General features: G+C 71.2%; 12 protein-coding genes and 2 pseudogenes. 7 read left to right on the top strand and 7 right to left on the bottom strand.

Going from position 1 to position 17,743, the window contains the following annotated elements; all coding sequences use genetic code 11:
* Window positions 1-55 precede the first annotated feature (55 nt).
* The gene (locus ABGB01_RS01150; RefSeq protein WP_347770160.1) at window positions 56-901 is read left to right on the top strand and encodes a glutamate ABC transporter substrate-binding protein; all 846 of its coding nucleotides are present in this window, start codon (window positions 56-58) and stop codon (window positions 899-901) included.
* 48 nt (window positions 902-949) lie between these two features.
* Complete coding sequence (locus ABGB01_RS01145) at window positions 950-2,758, top strand: prolyl oligopeptidase family serine peptidase (protein ID WP_347769311.1); 1,809 nt, start codon at window positions 950-952, stop codon at window positions 2,756-2,758.
* On the opposite strand, the gene rny is transcribed toward ABGB01_RS01145, so the two are convergent.
* From rny to recA, 5 genes and pseudogenes are all read right to left on the bottom strand, one after another.
* Window positions 2,755-4,371 carry a ribonuclease Y gene (gene rny, locus ABGB01_RS01140; protein ID WP_347769309.1) on the bottom strand — a complete coding sequence of 539 codons (1,617 nt, stop codon included), beginning with the start codon at window positions 4,369-4,371 and terminating at the stop codon, window positions 2,755-2,757. The genes ABGB01_RS01145 and rny overlap by 4 nt on opposite strands.
* Before the next feature lie 439 nt (window positions 4,372-4,810).
* On the bottom strand, window positions 4,811-5,887 hold the full coding sequence (gene recX, locus ABGB01_RS01135; RefSeq protein ID WP_347769307.1) for a recombination regulator RecX: 1,077 nt from the start codon (window positions 5,885-5,887) through the stop codon (window positions 4,811-4,813).
* Between the two features lie 10 nt (window positions 5,888-5,897).
* The gene (locus ABGB01_RS01130) at window positions 5,898-6,443 is read right to left on the bottom strand and encodes a hypothetical protein (RefSeq protein WP_347770158.1); all 546 of its coding nucleotides are present in this window, start codon (window positions 6,441-6,443) and stop codon (window positions 5,898-5,900) included.
* Between the two features lie 171 nt (window positions 6,444-6,614).
* Window positions 6,615-7,187: pseudogene (locus ABGB01_RS01125) on the bottom strand (LAGLIDADG endonuclease); the annotation flags it as partial.
* A 42-nt stretch (window positions 7,188-7,229) separates the two neighbouring features.
* Window positions 7,230-8,078, bottom strand: a pseudogene (gene recA, locus ABGB01_RS01120) (recombinase RecA); the annotation flags it as partial.
* A gap of 442 nt (window positions 8,079-8,520) precedes the next feature.
* Between recA and ABGB01_RS01115 the strand changes: the two are divergent.
* Window positions 8,521-8,793, top strand: a complete 273-nt coding sequence (locus ABGB01_RS01115; RefSeq protein ID WP_347769305.1) for a hypothetical protein — start codon at window positions 8,521-8,523, stop codon at window positions 8,791-8,793.
* A 5-nt stretch (window positions 8,794-8,798) separates the two neighbouring features.
* Here the strand turns inward: ABGB01_RS01115 and ABGB01_RS01110 are convergent, their stop codons facing one another.
* Together ABGB01_RS01110 and ABGB01_RS01105 are read right to left on the bottom strand one after the other, a co-directional pair.
* Window positions 8,799-8,993, bottom strand: coding sequence for a DUF3046 domain-containing protein (locus ABGB01_RS01110; protein WP_132596118.1), 195 nt, complete (start codon window positions 8,991-8,993; stop codon window positions 8,799-8,801).
* Between the two features lie 244 nt (window positions 8,994-9,237).
* Complete coding sequence (locus ABGB01_RS01105) at window positions 9,238-9,720, bottom strand: VOC family protein (RefSeq protein ID WP_347769303.1); 483 nt, start codon at window positions 9,718-9,720, stop codon at window positions 9,238-9,240.
* Window positions 9,721-9,809: 89 nt separating this feature from the next.
* Between ABGB01_RS01105 and ABGB01_RS01100 the strand changes: the two genes are divergently transcribed.
* From ABGB01_RS01100 to ABGB01_RS01085, 4 genes are all read left to right on the top strand, one after another.
* A complete protein-coding gene (locus ABGB01_RS01100; RefSeq protein ID WP_347769301.1) occupies window positions 9,810-14,564 on the top strand; it encodes an ATP-dependent helicase in 4,755 nt (1,584 codons plus the stop codon).
* Window positions 14,565-14,643: 79 nt separating this feature from the next.
* Window positions 14,644-15,249, top strand: a complete 606-nt coding sequence (locus ABGB01_RS01095) for a TetR/AcrR family transcriptional regulator (protein ID WP_347769299.1) — start codon at window positions 14,644-14,646, stop codon at window positions 15,247-15,249.
* Complete coding sequence (locus tag ABGB01_RS01090) at window positions 15,246-15,995, top strand: ABC transporter ATP-binding protein (RefSeq protein WP_347769297.1); 750 nt, start codon at window positions 15,246-15,248, stop codon at window positions 15,993-15,995. The genes ABGB01_RS01095 and ABGB01_RS01090 overlap by 4 nt, the downstream gene beginning before the upstream one ends.
* Before the next feature lie 17 nt (window positions 15,996-16,012).
* A complete protein-coding gene (locus ABGB01_RS01085) occupies window positions 16,013-17,740 on the top strand; it encodes a hypothetical protein (protein ID WP_347769295.1) in 1,728 nt (575 codons plus the stop codon).
* Window positions 17,741-17,743: the final 3 nt, after the last annotated feature.

Raw genomic sequence — 17,743 nt, 5'->3', positions numbered from 1 at the left:
TGCGCGCGTTATTCAGCCGACAAGCTCCTTTGCATAGGAGATGATCGGGGTGACCATGCGTGGGGCGGCGCTCGCAGGGGCGGCCATGGCCGTGTGCCTGGCAGCGTGCGGCGGAAACGGCTCATACTCCACCGTCGCGGAGAAGATCAGAGAGGGCGGCACGGTCACGGTCGGCACCAAGTGGGACCAGCCGGGCGTGGGCCTCAAGACCGGGCCCGGCGCCCCCGAGGGTTTCGATATCGACGTCGCCCGCTACATCGTCCGCTACCTCGCGGACGGCGAGGACGTACGCATCACGTGGCGCGAGGCCCCCTCCTCCGCCCGGGAGGCGTTGCTCCAGAACGGCACCGTCGACATGGTCGTCGCCTCCTACTCCATCACCATGTCGCGCAGGCCCCGGGTGACGTTCGCGGGCCCGTACGTGACCGCGTACCAGGACACGATGGTCCGCTCCGACGACGCCTCCATCCAGAAGACGAGCGACCTGGCGGGCCAGCGCATCTGCCTGGCCAAGGGCTCCAACTCCTACCGGCGCATCGTCGACCCGCCGCCGGACGGCAAGCTGGATCTGCCGGCCATCCTCGTGCCCGCGGCCAACTACTCCGAGTGCGTACGCAAGCTGCTCGACCGCCGGCTCGACGCGGTGAGCACCGAGAACCTGTCCCTGGCCGGGTACGTCGAGCAGGACCCCAAGAAGCTCAGGCTGCTCAACGACCCGATCAGCGAGGAGCAGTGGGCCGTCGGCCTCAAGGAGGGCGAGATCGCCACGTGCGAGGCCGTCAATGAGGCGATCACCATGATGTGGGGGGACGGCACGGCCGCCCGGCTGCTGCAGAAATGGTTCGGCAAGACGGGGCTCGACCTGCCCACGGCTCCGCCGCCGCCCGCGGGCTGCCCCTGATCCAAGATCCGGCCAGCACGCTCGCCGATCTTCCGGCAGGATGCGGGTATGCCTTTCTGGCCCTCCCCCATCTCGACCAGAGACGTGGCGAACGCAGGTGTGCGTCCGAGCTGGCCCACCGTCCGGGGCGGCAAGGTGTGGTGGACCGAGGACCGCCCTGAAGAGGGCGGACGCACCACGATCGTGTGCCGCACCGCCGACGGCACCCACCGCGAGCTGCTGCGGGCCCCGTGGTGCGCGCGCACCCGGGTGCACGAGTACGGCGGCAGGCCCTACACCGTGACCCCCGGCGGCGAGGTGGTCTTCGCCAACCTCGACGACCAGCGCCTGTACATCCTGGCGGATGGCGGTGAGCCCGAGCCGCTCACCGGCGACGGCTGCCGCTACGCCGACCTGGTCGTGCACGACGGCCAGGTGTGGGGCGTTCGCGAGCGGCACGGCGACGACGGCAAGGTGACCCGGGCCATCGTGTCGATCCCGCTGGACGGCGGCGACCCTCGCACCTGGGTCACGGGCTGCGACTTCTACGCCTCCCCCGCCATCTCCCCTGACGGGCGGCACCTGGCTTACCTCTGCTGGAACCACCCGCTCATGCCCTGGGACGGCACCGAGTTGCGGGTCGTCCACCTCTCCAGCGGCGAGGAATGGACCGTGCGCGGCGGGCCCGCCGAATCCGTGCTCGCCCCCGCCTGGAAGGACGACGCCCACCTCTACCTGATCTCCGACTCCTCAGGATGGTGGAACCTCTACGAGAGCGGTCTGCGGGGTGGGGACACGCGGGCGGTCCATCCCGCCGAGGAGGAGTTCGCAGCGCCGCCGTGGCAGCTGGGCGGCCGGCCGTACACCGTGCTCGGCGACGGGCGTATCGCGGTCCTGCACGGGCGCGGCGACCTGCGGATGGGCGTGCTCGACCCCGAGTCGGGCACGCTGACCGACCTCGACGTGCCCTGTTCGGGATGGGACGCGGCGCTGGCGGCCGAGGGCATGTCGGTGGTCGGGGTCGGCTACTCCGCCACGCTCCCCCGGTCGGTCGTCCGGGTGGACACGGCGGCGGGCACGCACGTCGCGCTCGGCCAGGACGTCGCGCGCCTGCCCGACCCCGCCTGCCTGCCGCTTCCCCGCGCGGTGGAGACGCCGGCCCCCGCGTTCCTCTATCCGCCGCACGGACCGGCGACCACCGGCGTCCCCCCGTACGTGATCTTCGTGCACGGCGGGCCGACGGCCTGCGCCGACAGCGCGCTCGACCTGGAGAAGGCGTTCCTGACCTCGCGCGGCATCGGCGTGCTCGACGTCAACTACGGCGGCTCCACCGGCTACGGCAGGCCCTACCGCGACCGGCTGAAAGGGCAGTGGGGCCTGGTGGACGTCGCCGACACGATAGCCGCCGCACGGTGGCTGGCCGCCGAAGGCCTGGCAGACCCCGCCAAGATCGCGGTACGCGGCAGCAGCGCGGGCGGCTGGACCGTGCTGGCCGCGTGCTGCCGGTCCGACGTGTTCGCGGGCGGCGTCTCCTACTACGGCATCAGCGCGCTCGCGCCCCTCTCCGAGCACACCCACGACTTCGAGTCACGCTATGTGGAGTGGCTGGTGGGGCCGGAAGACCCGCAGGTCTACGCCGCCCGCGAGCCGCTCGGACTCGTCGACGGCGTGACCTGCCCCATGCTGCTCCTGCAGGGGCTCGACGACCCCGTGGTGCCGCCCCAGCAGTCGGTGGCCTTCGCCGACGCGCTCTCCGAACGCGGCATCCCGTGCACCTATCTCTCCTTCGACGGGGAGTCGCACGGCTTCCGCCGCACCGAGACGCGGGCCGCGGCGCTCGCCGCCGAGCTCGCCTTCTACCAGCAGCTCTTCGCCTAACGGGCGAACTCTGTGGCCCTCGACTCCCTGACCACGCTGATGCGGATCTGCCCCGGGTAGGTCAGCTCCTCCTCCACCTGCTTGGCCACGTCGCGGGCGATCACCTGCGCCTGGATGTCGTCGACCGCGTCGGGCTTGACCATGACACGGATCTCCCGGCCGGCCTGCATGGCGAAGACCTTCTCCACCCCGTCGTGCGACTGCGCGATCTCCTCCAGCCGCTCCAGCCGCTTGACGTACGCCTCCAGGGACTCACGGCGGGCCCCTGGACGGCTGCCGCTGATCGCGTCGGCGGCCTGCGTGAGCACCGCCTCGACGGTGCGGACCTCGACCTCGTTGTGGTGCGCCTCGATGGCGTGCACCACGTCCTCCTCCTCGCCGTAACGGCGGGCGATCTCCGCGCCGATCAGCGCGTGGCTGCCCTCGACCTCGTGCGTGAGAGCCTTGCCGATGTCGTGGAGCAGGGCGCAACGCTTCATCAGCCGCTGGTTCATCTTCAGCTCCGCGGCCATGATGCCGGCGATGTGCGCGGACTCGATCAGGTGCTTGAGGACGTTCTGTCCATAAGAGGTGCGGTAGCGCAACTGCCCGAGCAGCAGCGTCAGCTCGGGATGCATGTCGGTGATGCCCAGCTCGACCAGGGCGTCCTCGCCGGCCCGCGCGCACAGGTCCTGGACCTCCTGGCGGCTGCGGTCATGGGCCTCCTCGATGCGCTGGGGATGGATGCGGCCGTCCAGCACCAGCTTCTCCAGCGTCAGCCTGGCGGTCTCCCTCCGCACCGGGTCGAAGCACGACAGCAACACCGCCTCGGGCGTGTCGTCGATGATCAGGTTGACCCCGGTCGTGGACTCGAAGGCGCGGATGTTACGCCCCTCGCGCCCGATGATCCGGCCCTTCATCTCATCGCCCGGCAGGTGCAACACGCTGACGACCGACTCCGCCGTCTGCTCCGCCGCCACCCGCTGCACGGCCAGCGTCACAATCTTGGTGGCCCGCTTCTCGCCCTCCTTGCGGGCGGCCCCCTCGATCTCCCTCACGATCAGGGCGGCCTCGCGCTTGGCTTGGTTCTCGATCTCCCTGACCAGCTCCGCCTTGGCCTGCGCGCCGGTCAACCCGGCGACCCGCTCCAGGATGACCCGCCGCTCCTGCTCGACCTGGAGCAGCTCCTCACGCCGGTCGGCCAGCTCGACCTCGGTCTCGGCGAGCTTCCTGTCACGCTCGGACTGCCGTCTGGCCTCCTCGTCCAGCCGCTGCTCGCGCTCGGCCAGCCTGGCCTCCCTGCGCTCCAGATCGGCCCGTAGCTCTTTGAGCTCGGACTTGAGGATCCGGGCCTCCTCCTCGACCTCCCGCCGCATCTGCGCCGCGCTCTCGGCAGCGCTCTCCGACCTGCGCAGAATCTCCTCGGCGTCGGTCTCCGCCTTGTGGCGGATCTCCTGCGCCTCCTCACGCGCCTGCTCGAGCTCCTCGTGAACGGCCTGCATCTGCTCGGAGCTCGGCTTGCCGGAACGTGGCAGCGGGCCGGACGTGCGGCGTATGACGACGAGGAGCGCGACGATCATCCCGAACGCGAGCACGAGCACCGCCACCATCAGCACCACGACCAGCGGCCCCATGTGCGCCCCGCCCTCCTCGCGTCGTCAACACCTCATAACGCGGCCACAAAACGGGAGGGGTCACAAGCACGCCACGGACAGCCCGGTCATCACCTGGGTCGATGCCCAGCCAAGGCTGACCGGGCGTCGGCTCGGAAAGCCGACACCTCGCCCGCCTCGATCGCCCAAGCTCGCTCGTCCGTCGTTCACCGGTATGGCAATCCGCACTGCGCGGAGTAACTCCTCACTGCCGTCGAGGTTATGCGTCGAACAGGTCACGAGCAAGCAAACGCGTCTCCAAGCGTGTCTTACCGACCCGCATCGCCACATCCACCACAAGATCCGCCATTGCTCCCGGAAACCGCCGGAATCCGGGAGCCTCCCCGTGCCGGGAGCGGACGTCCCTCAGGTGGACCGGTTGACGGCGCCCGGCACTCCGCCAGGCTGACGGCGGGTCACGTCAGGGGAAGTCTTCTTCCATGTCGATGCCCTCCTGTTCCAGGGCTTCCCGGATGACCCGGAAGGCCAGGCCCGAGGAGTAGCCCTTGCGGGCGAGCATGCCGGCGAGGCGGCGGGTGCGGGCGCGCGGGTCGAGGGATCGGGTCGCGGCCAGCTTGCGCTCCACCAGCCGGCGAGCGGTCTCCGCCTCCTGGTCGGGCTCGAGGCGGTCGACGGCTTCCTTGACCGTGTCGGTGTCGACGCCCCGATGGCGCAGCTCGGCGGCCAGGGCGCGCTTGGCCAGGCCCCGACCGTGGTGCCTGGAGTCGACCCAGGCCGCGGCGAACGCCTCGTCGTCGATCAGCCCCAGCTCTGAGAACCGGCTGAGCACCGCCTCCGCGGCGTCGTCCGGCACTTCCCGCTTGCGCAGAGCTTCGGCGAGCTGGGCTCGGGTCTTGGGAGCCATGGTGAGAAGGCGCAGGCAGATGGCCCGGGCCACCGACTCCGGGTCGGCGGCCGGAGCGGCACCGGCCGGGCTCTCGGCGTCAGGGCCCTCGGGCAACCATCCTTTCGCCCTCTTCTCACCGCGCCTGCCGGACCTGCTGGACCGGCGCTCCCCGCCCGATCGTTTCTTACCGCCCTCGGCCTGCTCCCCGGCGAACCAACTGCTCCCGGCCAGCACCTCGGAATGCCATCCGCCGTCTCCGTCGCCGGAGGGCGAAGGTTGCTCCGCCCGACCGCCATCACGCGCACCAGAGCCGTCAGGTCCCGGAGGCGGGGTCGCACCTCGCCCCGGCTCTTCCGGGGCATCCCGGACACGCTGGTCATCACGCCCCGGACCATCGCCGTCCGGGCGGGAGCAGCCCGGCGGCGGAGGCGGGGATCCGGGCACGGTGGAATCCGCAGCCGGGCTCCCGGAACCCGTAGGGGCGTTGCCGGGCTCGGTGTCGGGGGTGCGCAGGCGGTTGCGCCATTGGTCGAGCGACGGCCAGCCGTCCGCCGCCGAGAGAGCGAGGTCGCGACCGCGCGGCGAGGTGGTGTTCGGCCAGGCGCCCCGGTTGCCCGGCTGGGGCGCCTGCGACCGGTCGGGGTTATTCATAGGTCAACGATCAGACGTCACCCGGCTTGGGGGTGGACTTGGAACCCCGGCCGGAAGGAGCGGCCGCCGGGGCCGGAGCGGCGGGCTCGGCCGGAGTGTCGAGGCGTGGACCGACACCCAGCTTGTCCTTGATCTTCTTCTCGATCTCGTTGGCCATGTCGGGGTGGTTGCGCAGGAAGTTGCGCGCGTTCTCCTTGCCCTGGCCGAGCTGGTCGCCTTCGTAGGTGTACCAGGCGCCGGACTTGCGCACGAAGCCGTGCTCCACGCCCATGTCGATGAGGCCGCCCTCGCGGGAGATGCCCACGCCGTAGAGGATGTCGAAGTCGGCGACCCGGAAGGGCGGGGCCATCTTGTTCTTCACGACCTTGACCCTGGTGCGGTTGCCGACCGCCTCCGTGCCGTCCTTGAGCGTCTCGATGCGGCGAATGTCCATCCGGACCGAGGCGTAGAACTTGAGCGCCTTGCCACCCGTCGTCGTCTCGGGGCTGTTGTGGGCCATGACACCGTCGACGAAGTAGTTGTGCGTCCCCTCGATCTCGAGGTCGAACTTCCTCATCGAGCGGGTCTTCGGCTTGATGCGAATGTCGAGGATCCGTGAGGGCACAAGCCGCGGCTCGGGGTCGGTGAACTCCGGCTCGACCGCGAACTGGCCGCGGTAGCGAGGCAGGAGCTTGTAGGCCATCGAGGGGTGGACGTAGGGCGCCACCAGCTTCTGGAACGTGGCCGACGATTCCGTGTCGAACTGCAGGACGGCCACACCTCGGGCCCCGCGATGCTGAACCTTCACGTTGAGGCCATAGGTGTCACACAGGTAGTCACGAAGACGCTCCTGGGAGCCCTGGCTCATCGCCTCGACGCAGATCTCGATGCGACCGGAACCGCCTTCGGTGCGCTGCTGGAGCCCCTTCGAACGGAGCGTGAACGAGCCATCGTCCATGTACCACACCGCCAGAGCCAGCGGTGTCAGCGCCTTGAGGTATTCCGAGGTGATGTGCTTCTTGCCGCCACCGAGATAGACCACCTGGCGCAGCTCTTCAAGCTCGGGAAGAGGAGTGAAGTCGGCGAAGACCGCGCCCTTGGCATTGGTGCTGCGGCTGTGGGTGATGTTGCCCAGCATCGAGCACTTCCAGGACAGATAATCCTCCTGCTTGGCGCCATGCCCCATGCGGAAGCGAACGCCGGTGCGGCCACGGCGATTGGGCGACAGGTTTCCATCTCCCATCAGCGACCCCAGGATGACCTGCCACTGCTTGTCGCTCAGGCGGTGGGTCTCCGTGAGCATGACGCGATCTCCCGCGATCAGCTCACCAGCGTCACGCCAGCCGCCCGGGGTGCGGATCTGGTGGTTCTCCGTCGCAGCGAACTGGGCCTTTCCGTTTCCGCCCGACTTGGCCACAGTGAACTGCAGGAACCGCTCGGCGTTGCCGTTGTCGAACCAGTTGACGATGCGGCGGGGAACGAGCTTGTCGGTCTCCGGGTCGTAGGAGAGAACCTCGACGTCCATCTTCTGATTGACGATCTTGCCGATTTTCTCCTGTGTGCCGTCGGCGAGCGTGACGCGCGTGCCGTACGACATGCAGCCGAACATCACACCGATCTTCTCGCGGAGCTGGTTGATGAAGATCGCGGTGGTGCCGGTGCTGCTCAGGGCACCGGCGATCTTGCGCAGCGCCTGGGACATGAGGCGGGCCTGGAGGCCGACGTGGCTGTCGCCCATCTCGCCCTCGATCTCGGCCTTGGGCACGAGCGCGGCCACCGAGTCGATGACGATGATGTCGACGGCGCCGGACCTGATGAGCATGTCGGCGATCTCGAGCGCCTGCTCACCGGTGTCGGGCTGGGAGACCAGCAGGGCGTCGGTGTCGACGCCGAGCTTCTTGGCGTATTCGGGGTCGAGGGCGTGCTCGGCGTCGACGAACGCCGCGATGCCGCCGGCCCGCTGGGCGTTGGCCACCGCGTGCAGGGCGATGGTCGTCTTGCCCGAGGACTCGGGGCCGTAGACCTCGACGATGCGGCCGCGCGGCAGGCCGCCGATGCCGAGGGCCACGTCGAGGGAGATCGACCCGGTAGGGACCACCTCGATGGGAGCTCGGGCGTCGTCGCCCAGGCGCATCACTGAGCCCTTGCCGAACTGCCGCTCGATCTGAGCGAGCGCGGTCTCGAGGGCCTTCTCGCGGTCGTTGATAGCCATGGAACTCCCCCTGGAGGATCGTGGTCCGGTCAGTCGAGTGAAAGCTACGGCCTGCCACCGACATTTTCTGGGACTGCCGGGGAAGACGTGGCTCGGCGCGCTTCCATCGTAGCCGAACGACTGTTCGAGCACAGCGGGAACACGCCACGAGCCGCGCCCGCTGTGAAGTCGATCAGCACAGGTGACCCAAGGTACGCCAGGACGTTCCGGCGGTGGCAGGGTTTCCAGCATCGCCGCGGGGAGTCCGCCAGGACTGGATCGTCGAAGAGGCGACCTCGGCTCTGCCCACCCGGATCCTCGTGGATCCAGAGCGCTGGAAGCACGCGCTCCGCGTGACTCCGCGATCTCGCCACGTGATGTTCACGAAGGTCGGTCCCGGCGTGTTGTCATGCGCGGTGAGCTGGGGAGACTCACTGCAGGGCGAGGGCTTGGAGGCGGCGACGTGGCGAGCGGCTTCACCGGGGAACGGCGCGTCCGTCTGGAGTCGCTCGCCGAACTGCTGCCCGACGTGGGCCTGGTCAGCCGGTTGGTCGGCGAGGACGATCCGGTGTTGTGGGTGTGGCATCCGCACACCGGCCGCCAGACGATGATCTTCGCGACGCCGTCCGGCCAGGGCTGGCTCTTCCTGTGGTCTCCCGGCGGGCTGGGCAGCGCCGACGACCTGGAGAGCACGGCCGCCGCGCTGCGCCGGGCGCTGGACGCGGCCCAGCCCTAGCCGCTTCAGCGCAGCTTGGGCGAGACGTCCTCCACCTGGCACACGGCGCGCCAGACGGTCTTGGCGCTCTCACCGTCGGCCAGCGCCTGCGTCACCGTGCGCCCGCCGAGCGGGGCGAGCACGTAGTCGCGCGCCCATGACTCGGCGTAGGTCTCACCGAAGTGAGCGTTCATCCGTCTCCAGAACTCGGTCAGGCGCATGCACTCAAGTATGGAAGCCCGCCACGGGTGGGTAGGACATCCCCATGCCAAAGACCCCCAAGTCTTCACCCCCGAAGTCAGCCGTCGCCAGGGCCAACAGGGCCAGGCGCCGCCGGTTGCAGCTCGCGCTGCGCCTCGCCGTACGGAAGGAGAAGGAGGAGCGCGCCGAGGGCACGCGGGCATCAGGCGGTTACCGCGTGCGGGCAGGCCGCGAACGCGCAGGGCGTCGCGCCGCTAGGTCACATCACCCGCGCGCCGTACATCTCACCGAGATGGTCGGCGAGCAGCTCCAGGCGGGCGCCGTCGGGGTCCTTGAAGTAGATGGAGGCGCCGCTCTGATCTGGTGCGGCACGCCGGCCATCTCCAGCTTCCCGCGCAGTCGTTCCCACGTGGCGGGATCGACGGAGATCGCGATGTGGTGCAGCCCGCCGAGCACTTCCTGGTACGGCCCGAGGTCGAGGCCGGGGAAGTCGAAGAAGGCGAGCAGGTTGCCGTTGCCGATGTCGAAGAAGAAGTGGCTGGAGCCCTTGTAGTCGCGGTTTTCGATGATCTCGGTGAGCGGGAACTCCAGGAGTTCCTGGTAGAACGTTATGGTCCGTTCCACGTCGGACGACAGCAGGGCCACGTGGTGCAGGCCCCGCGCGCTGCTGGACGGCCGGTGCGGTAAGACGTGACGCCGCCTGAGCTCCGCACGGCGGGCTTCGATGGACGCGTAGTCAATGGTCACGGTCGCTGTATGTCCGCCATGGCGCCCGCTCAATCACGCGCTGTCGTGCGAATGCGGTTTCTGTCGGTGACGCGAGGCAGTATGTGCTGGTGAGCTCGCTAGACCACTTCAGCCAGGTGACCAGGCAATGGTTCGCCGGAGCATTCCAGGATCCCACCGCCGCCCAGGAGGGGGCGTGGGAGTCGATCGCGCGCGGCGACAACACCCTGGTCGTCGCGCCCACCGGGTCGGGCAAGACGCTGGCGGCGTTCCTGTGGTCGCTCGACCGGCTCGCCGCGACGCCGGTCGATGAGCGGGCCCAGGAGCGGGCTCACAAGCGGACCAGGGAGCGGGCCCGGGAGCAGGCCGGGCGCAAGGGCACGCGCGTGCTCTACGTGTCGCCGCTCAAGGCGCTGGCCGTCGACGTCGAGCGCAACCTGCGCGCGCCGCTGGCGGGCATCAGGCAGACGGCGCGGCGGCTGGGGCTGCCGGTGCCGGAGATCTCGGTGGCGATCCGCTCGGGCGACACCCCGGCGGAAGACCGCAGGCGGTTCGCCGCCAGGCCGTCCGACATCCTGATCACGACGCCCGAGTCGCTGTTCCTGCTGCTCACCAGCCAGGCTCGCGAGGCGTTGCGCGAGGTCGAGACGGTGATCGTCGACGAGGTGCACGCGGTCGCGGCCACCAAGCGCGGGGCGCATCTGGCGCTCACCCTGGAGCGGCTCGACGCCCTGCTCGAGCGGCCCGCGCAGCGCATCGGGTTGTCGGCGACCGTGCGCCCGGTGAGCGAGGTGGCGACGTTCCTGGGCGGGGTTCGCCCGGCCACCGTGGTGCAGCCGCCGTCGGACAAGCAGATCGAGGTCGAGGTCGTCGTCCCGGTCGAGGACATGACGGAGATGGAGGGCGGCAAGCCGCAGGAGGGCGAGGAGTTCGCGCCCGAGCCGAGCGGCAGGTCGATCTGGCCGCATGTCGAAGACCGGCTCTTCGACCTGATCGGGGCGCACAGCTCGACGATCGTCTTCGCCAACTCGCGGCGGCTGGCCGAGCGGCTGTGCACCCGGCTCAACGAGCTGGCATACGAGCGCGAGCACGGCACGGAGACCGTCGATCTGTCCATCTGGGAGACGGGTCCGCCCGATCGGCCGCCCGCCGAGGCCGGGTCCGCCCAGCGCACGCCCGCCGAGATGATGGCGCAGGCCGGATCCGCCAAGGGCGTCGTGACGGAGATCGTACGCGCTCACCACGGCTCGGTCTCCAAGGAGGAGCGGGCGCAGATCGAGGAGGCGCTCAAGTCGGGCCGGCTGCCCGCCGTGGTCGCCACCTCCAGCTTGGAGCTGGGCATCGACATGGGCGCGGTCGACCTGGTCGCGTGCGTGGAGGCGCCGCCGAGCGTGGCCAGCGGGCTGCAGCGCATCGGCCGGGCGGGCCACCAGGTGGGGGCGGTGTCCAAAGGAGTGATCTTCCCGAAATACCGCGGCGATCTGGTGCAGACGGCCGTGGTGGCCGAGCGGATGAAGAGCGGCGAGATCGAGGAGCTGCGCTATCCGCGCAACCCGCTCGACGTGCTGGCCCAGCAGATCGTCGCCATGACGGCGCTCGACGAGTGGACGGTCGACGAGCTGGAGTCCGTGGTCAGGCGCGCCGCCCCCTACGCCACGCTGCCGCGCGGCGCGCTGGAGGCCACGCTCGACATGCTGGCCGGCCGCTATCCGAGTGAGGAGTTCGCCGAGCTGCGCCCCCGCATCGTGTGGGACCGCGTGACCGGCACCCTGCAGGGGCGTCCAGGGGCGCAGCGGCTGGCGGTCACCAACGGCGGCACCATCCCCGACCGCGGCCTGTTCGGGGTGTTCCTGGTGGGCGAGCGCTCCTCCAGGGTGGGCGAGCTCGACGAGGAGATGGTCTACGAGTCGCGGGTGGGCGACGTGTTCGTGCTGGGCGCGACGTCCTGGCGGATCGAGGACATCACGGCCGACCGGGTGCTCGTCTCACCGGCGCCGGGGCAGCCGGGCAAGCTGCCGTTCTGGCACGGCGACGCGCCCGGCCGTCCGGCCGAGCTGGGCCGGGCGATCGGGCGGTTCCTGCGCGAGCAGGCCCAGCAGGGCTCGACCGACCGGATGCGGGCGGCGGGGCTCGACGCCTACGCCTCGGGCAACCTGCTGGCCTACCTCAACGAGCAGCGCGAGGCCACCGGCTACGTCCCCGACGACCGCACACTGCTGGTGGAGCGCTTCCACGACGAGCTGGGCGACTGGCGGGTGGTGATCCACTCCCCCTACGGCGCGCGGGTGCACGCGCCGTGGGCGCTGGCCGTCAACCGGCGGCTGCGCGAGCGTTACGGCGTCGACGTGCAGGCCGTGCACTCCGACGACGGCATCGTGCTGCGCATCCCCGACACGCTGGCCGAGCCTCCCACCGACGTTGCGGCGTTCGACGCCGAGGAGATCGAGCAGATCGTCACCGAGGAGCTGGGCGGGTCGGCCATGTTCGCCTCCCGGTTCAGGGAGTGTGCGGGGCGGGCGCTGCTGCTGCCGCGCCGCACGCCGGGCAGGCGCAGCCCGCTGTGGCAGCAGCGCCAGCGGGCCGCCCACCTGCTGGGCGTGGCCTCCCGATACGCCTCGTTCCCGATCGTGCTGGAGACGATGCGCGAGTGCCTGCAGGACGTCTTCGACGTGCCCGGCCTCGTCCAGCTCATGCGCGACATCGCGGCGCGCAGGGTGCGGCTGGTGGAGGTGGAGACCTCGCAGGCCTCCCCGTTCGCGGCGTCGTTGTTGTTCCACTACGTGGGCGCGTTCATGTACGAAGGCGACGCGCCGCTGGCCGAGCGGCGGGCGCAGGCCCTGGCCCTCGACACCACGCTGCTGTCCGAGCTGCTCGGGCAGGCCGACCTGCGCGAGCTGCTCGACCCCGACGTGATCTCCGACAGCGAGCGCGAGCTGGCCCGGCTCGACCGGCCGCTGCGCGACGCGGAAGACCTCGCCGACCTGCTGCGCTCGCACGGCCCGCTGCTGGCGCCCGACGTGAGCGTGCGTGGCGGCGACCCGGCCTGGCTGGGGGAGCTGGAGCGCGCGCGGCGGGCGATCAGAGTACGGGTCGCGGGCGAGGAGCAGTGGGCGGCCATCGAGGACGCGGCGCGGTTGCGTGACGCGCTCGGCGTGCCCCTGCCGGTGGGGGTGCCGCACGTGTTCCTGGAGCCGGTCGCCGACCCGCTGGCCGACCTGGTCGCGCGGCACGCCCGCACGCGCGGGCCCTTCCACGCCGGCACGGCCGCGGCGAGGTTCGGGCTGGGCGTCGCCGTGGTGACGGACGCGCTGCGGCGGCTGGCGGTGACCGGGCGCGTCGTCAGCGGCGAGTTCCGGCCCGGCGGGCGGGGCGAGGAGTGGTGCGACGCCGGGGTGCTGCGGATGTTGCGCCGCCGGTCGCTGGCAAGGCTCCGCAAGGAGGTCGAGCCGGTCGCGCCGGAGACGCTGGCCGTGTTTCTCCCGGCCTGGCACGGCATCACCGGCTCGGGGCCCGCCTCGGCCGAGCGGGCCGGGGCAGCCAGGGCGATGGACTCCCTGGTCCGCTCCATCGAGCAGCTCCAGGGGGCGGCCGTGCCCGCGTCCGCGCTGGAGACGCTGGTGCTGCCGGCGCGGGTGCCCGGCTACCATCCGGCGCTGCTCGACGAGCTGACGTCGTCCGGCGAGGTGATGTGGGCGGGGCAGGGCTCGCTGCCCGGCGGTGACGGCTGGGTGTCCCTCTACTTCACCGACACCGCGCCGCTGCTGCTGCCCGAACCCGCCGAGATCACCATGACGCCCGTCCACGAGAGCGTGCTGGAGCTGCTGGGCGGAGGTGGCGCGCTGTTCTTTCGCGGGATCTCCGACCAGCTCGGCTCGCTCGACGACACGACGCTCGTCGCCGCGTTGTGGGACCTGGCGTGGGCGGGGCGAGTGTCGGGTGACACGCTCGCGCCGCTGCGGGCCACCCTCGGCACCGGACGGCCCGCGCACCGGCCCGCCACCACGCGGCGGCGCCGGGCGGTGCTGCCGAGCAGGAGCGGGCCGCCCACGGTGGCCGGGCGGTGGTGGATGCTGCCCGGCCCCGCGCCCGACGCGACGCAGCGGGCCAACGCCCAGGCCGAAGTGCTGCTCGAACGGCACGGGGTGGTGACGCGCGGGGCGGTGACCTCGGAGCGCTTGCCCGGTGGGTTCACGCCGATCTATCAGGTGTTGCGGGCGTACGAGGAGAGCGGGCGCTGCCGGCGGGGCTACTTCGTCGAAGGGCTGGGCGGCGCCCAGTTCGCGCTGCCCGGGGCGGTCGACCGGATGCGCGCCATGGCACCGGGCATCGCCCCGGGGGCGTCCGGCTTCGCGCCGGAAACCGGGCTCGGGCCCGGTACCGAACCGGGGCCAGGCGCTGGATTCGGACCGGGAGCCGGGGTCGCGCCAGGAGCCGGTGTCGCGCCGAGGGCCGGATACGAGGGCGCTTCTGCGGGTTCCGGGCGGTCTGGCGGCTCTGGGCGGCGGGCCGTGGTGCTCGCCGCCGCCGACCCGGCCAGCCCGTACGGCGCCGCGCTCCCCTGGCCGCAACACCCCGGCGACGTCGGGCACAAGCCGGGCAGGAAGGCCGGGTCCCTGGTGGTCCTGGTCGACGGCCATCTGGTGCTCTACGTCGAGCGGGGTGGCAAGACCCTGCTGTCGTTCGCCGACGACACGCGCCTGCAACCGGCCGTCGACGCCCTGGCACTGGCCGTACGCGACGGCGCGCTGGGCAAGCTGACCGTGGAACGGGCCGACGGGGCCTCCATCGTCGACTCACCGCTGGCGGCCGCGCTGGAGGCGGCCGGTTTCCACCCGACACCCCGTGGCCTGCGCCTGCGCGCCTGACCGAGCTCCGGCATCCTTCGGGCGCAGCGCCCCTGGTGACGGCCAGGCGACGGTTGAATGGTCGTTTAAAATTCTGGTCGTGTCGCCAAAAAGTCGCACGTTCATTGAACAGGCGCGCCGGGCCCAGATCATCGCGTGCGCCGTCGAGGTGCTCGCCGACCAGGGGTACGCCCACACGACCCTGGCCAGGATCGCCGAGCAGGCGAAGATCAGCACCGGCGTGATCTCGTACCACTTCGGCGGCAAGAAGCAGCTCATCGAGGCGGTCGTCGCGGAGGTCGCCAGGGTGGCGACCGACCTGATGGTCCCCCGCATCCTCGCCCAGTCCACGGCGAGCGACGGCCTGCGCGCCTACATCGAGGGCAACATGGAGTTCATGCGGCTGCACCGCAAGCCCCTGCTGGCGCTGGTGGAGGTGATCACGCACACCCCGGGCGAGGAGGGCGGCCCCGGGCCGTACGCGGCGCAGGCCGAGGTGGCGATCGCCGACCTGGAGAAGGTGCTCGGCTGGGGCAAGCGGACGGGCGAGTTCCGCGACTTCGACCAGCGCAGCATGGCCATCAGCATTCGCGGCGCGATCGACGCGGTGCCCGGCCGCCTCCTGCACGATCCGGGCTTCGACCTCGACCTGCACACCCGCGAACTCGTCACCTTGTTCACCCTCGCCACCAGGAGAGACCCATGACAGCCGCCTTGGAGATCAAGGGGTTGGCCAAGACGTTCGGCGAGAACGTCGCCGTCGACCACGTCGACCTGACCGTTCCCCAGGGGTCGTTCTACGGCCTCGTCGGGCAGAACGGCGCGGGCAAGACGACCACGCTGTCCATGGCGGTCGGCCTGCTCAGGCCGGACGCCGGAACGGCGCGGATCCTGGGCGCCGACGTGTGGTCCGATCCCGGCCGGGCCAAGCAGCTGGTGGGCGTGCTCCCCGACGGGCTGGCCATGCCGGAGCGGCTCACCGGCCGCGAGGTTCTCACCTATCTCGGGCTGCTGCGCGGGCTGGGCAAGGAGGTGGTGGCCGAGCGGGCCGAGGAGTTGCTGTCGGTGCTGGAGCTGGACGAGGCTGAGAAGACGCTGGTGATCGAATACTCGACCGGCATGCGTAAGAAGATCGGCCTGGCCACGGCGTTGTTGCACGCTCCCAAGCTGCTGGTGCTGGATGAGCCGTTCGAGGCGGTGGACCCGGTGTCGGCTGCCACGATCAAGATGATCCTGCGCGGGTTCGTGGCGGGCGGCGGTTCGATCGTGTTGTCGAGCCATGTGATGGCGCTGGTCGAGCAGCTCTGCGACCACGTGTGCGTGATCGACAAGGGCCGGGTGGCGGCGGCGGGCCCGCTGCACGAGGTGCGCGGCGCGGCGACGCTGGAGGACCGGTTCGTGGAGCTGGTCGGCGCGGGCTCCACCGGCACCAAGGGATTGTCATGGTTGTAGCCGTCACTCTGGTCCGGATGAAGGTCGCGATCCTCCGCCATTCGGTCACGGGGCAGCGCGGCGGCACGATGGCGACGGGCGGCGTGCTCGGGCTGGTGCTCGCGGCGGGCACGATCTATCTGACCTTCCTTGACGGCGACTGGGCGGCCGCCGCCTACGCCGTGTGGATGCTCGGCTGGATCATCGGCCCCGTCTTCTCCGGCGGCGGCGACGAGACGCTGCGGCCCGAGTTCTTCTCGCTGGTGGGGTTGCCGCCGGCGCGGCTGGCGGGCGGGCTGCTGGTGTCGGCGTTCGTGGGCGTCGCGCCGGCGATCAGCCTGATCGCCCTGTCGGGGCTCGTGGTGGCGGGCGCGCGGGAGAGCGCCGTGGCGGCGCTGGTGGCGGCGCCCGCGATGGTGTTGCAGCTGGCGATGTTCGTGCTGCTGTCGAAGGTGGCCGTGGCGCTGCTGGGCATCGCGCTGCGCTCGCGCGTTGGGGCGATCGGCGCGGGGGTGGTCAACGGCGCGGTGCTGGCGTTCCTGGGGCAGGCGTGGGTGTTCGCGGTGGCGTTCGGGCAGGGTGGGCGGATTCCCGAGTTCGTGCGTTACCTGCCGTCGGGGTGGGGGTTGCTGGCGGTACGCGGTGACTATTGGGCGCTGGCCGCGATGGCGGTGCTGATCGTGCTGCTGCTCGGCGCGTGGGCGGCGCTGCTGACCCGGCGGGCGGGCGCGACCCGGCCGTCGGCGCGCAGCCGCCGGCCGATGCGGGCGGGCACGGCGGGCTCGGCGGTGGTCGCCAAGGAGCTGCGTACGTGGTCGCGCGACCTGGTGCGCAACCACCAGCTGACGTTCGCGCTGGCGTACGCGGTGTTCTTCGCGGGGGCGCCCCTCGTGCTCGGCTGGACGGAAATGTTGCCGTGGGCGGCGCCGATCTTCATCGTGATGGCGGCCTCGATGACGTCCAACCTCTACGGCACCGACGGCACCGCGCTCTGGTTGTCGCTGATGGCGCCGGGCGGGTCCGACGTGCGCGGGCGGCAGTGGGCCTGGCTGGTGGCCGTGGGCCCGGTGGCGGTGGTGGCGGCGGTGGCGCTCTCCCTGGTCGTGGACGGCACGATGCCGCTGATCTTGGCGGCCACGGCCGCGCTGCTCGGTGGCGCGGCCGGGCTGGTGCCGCTCCTCTCGGTGTTCGCGCTGGTGCCCGGCACCGACCCCCAGAAGCGCGGCGGCAATCCCCTGCGGACGAGCGAGGACGACGGCGCGCTGACCGGCCTGGCGTACCTGGCGATGGCCCTCGTCGCGCTGACGGGCGCGCCCGCCATCGTGGTGGCGGTGTTGTACGGCTGGTGGGGCGTGGCGGCCGGGGTGGCCACCGGTGTCCTGTGTCACTGGGGGCTGGGGCTGCTGGCCGAGCGGCGGCTGGCCGCCCGGGGCCCCGAGTTGCTGCACATGATGCGTACGGGCCGCCGCCCCGACGGCGGAGCCGGCACGGCGTTCAAACTGCCGGACATGCCCAGGGCCCAGCGAGTGATCGTCATGACCTGCTGGTCGCTCGGCGCCATCCCGCTGTTCCCGCAGGGGATCGTGGCCGGCATCTTCGTGAACAACGGCATGCTGGAGCACTCGTGGTTCCTGGCCACGTACATGCCGCCGGGGCTGCGCGTGCCGACCGTCGCAGCCATGATCGTCCTCGGCGTGGCCCTGTACGGGACGGGCCTGTGGCTCTCCTACCGCGCCAAACGCCGCGCGGGCACGGTCACCGGGTAGGGA

The organism is Nonomuraea sp. B5E05 (assembly GCF_039880665.1).
In the GTDB taxonomy this organism is placed as follows: domain Bacteria; phylum Actinomycetota; class Actinomycetes; order Streptosporangiales; family Streptosporangiaceae; genus Nonomuraea.
Note: the sequence above shows the minus strand (reverse complement) of the source record. Positions and strands in the feature narration are given on the sequence as shown.